At 64.1% G+C, this 1133-nt stretch carries 1 pseudogene; it reads right to left on the bottom strand.

The annotated features are described in order from the left end of the window. Positions 1–25 precede the first annotated feature (25 nt). Positions 26–1133, bottom strand: a pseudogene (locus NC4_RS38545) (IS3 family transposase); the annotation flags it as partial.

A 1133-nucleotide genomic window follows, 5' to 3' on the forward strand; every position in this document is an offset into this window, starting at 1 on the left:
GAATCTCCCCGGTGAGTCCGGAGACTTACTGGTGTGACAGCTCAGCGAGTTGCTGGGCTGATTGTTGAGCGTAGTAGGCGGCCTCCATCTCGACCGGAGGAATATCCCCGCAGTACTGGTAGAGCCGCCGGTGATTGAACCAGTCCACCCACTCGGCGGTGGCCAGCTCGACCTGATCCACGGTGCGCCACGGCCCACGCGGCTTGATCAACTCGGTTTTGAACAGGCCGTTGATCGTCTCGGCGGGGGCGTTGTCATACGACGATCCCACCGCGCCGACCGACGGCTGGATCCCGGCTTCGGCGAGACGTTCGGTGAACGCAATGGACGTATATTGAGATCCACTATCCGTATGGTGCACAACATCTTTCACATTCCAGCCCTCACGTTCGCGGGTCCAGATGGCATGCTCGACCGCGTCGAGCACCAAGTCGGTCGTCATCGTCGTGGACGTGCGCCAGCCGAGGATCCGCCGCGCATAGGCGTCGATCACGAACGCCACATACACCCACCCCGACCAGGTCGACACATACGTCATGTCCGCCACCCACAACCGGTTCGGCGCCGGCGGCGCGAAGCACCGCTGCACCAGATCCTCCGGCCGCTCCGCGGCCGGATCCGGGATCGTGGTGCGCTTGACTCGGCCGCGGGACACCCCGCGCAATCCCAGCTCACGCATCAGCCGCTCGACCGTGCAGCGCGCCATCGGATATCCTTCCCGATTCAGTTGCAGCCACGCCTTTCTCGCGCCATAGGCGTGAAAGTTCTCCGCATGCACCCGTTGGATCTCCACCTTCAATTCCTCATCGCGCACATCCCGCTTCGACGGGGTGCGCTCGCGGTGCTCGTAATAGGTCGATGGGGCAATCTTGACGCCGAGCTCGGACAGCACGGCACAGATCGACTCGACACCCCATCGCAGGCCACCGTTCTCCCGGTGGCCCTGGTGTTCGCTGATGAACCGGACAGTCAGCGCTGGGGCCGGTCCAGTTCGGCCGCGAAGAAAGCCGACGCGGCTTTCAGAATTGCGTTGGCGCGCTCGAGTTCTGCGTTCTCCCGCCGCAGCCGCTTCAACTCCTCGGACTCCGTGGTCGTCACGCCCGCACGGGCACCGGTGTCGATCTGGCCTTGCC

Source organism: Nocardia crassostreae, from assembly GCF_001613405.1.
In the GTDB taxonomy this organism is placed as follows: Bacteria; Actinomycetota; Actinomycetes; order Mycobacteriales; family Mycobacteriaceae; genus Nocardia; species Nocardia crassostreae.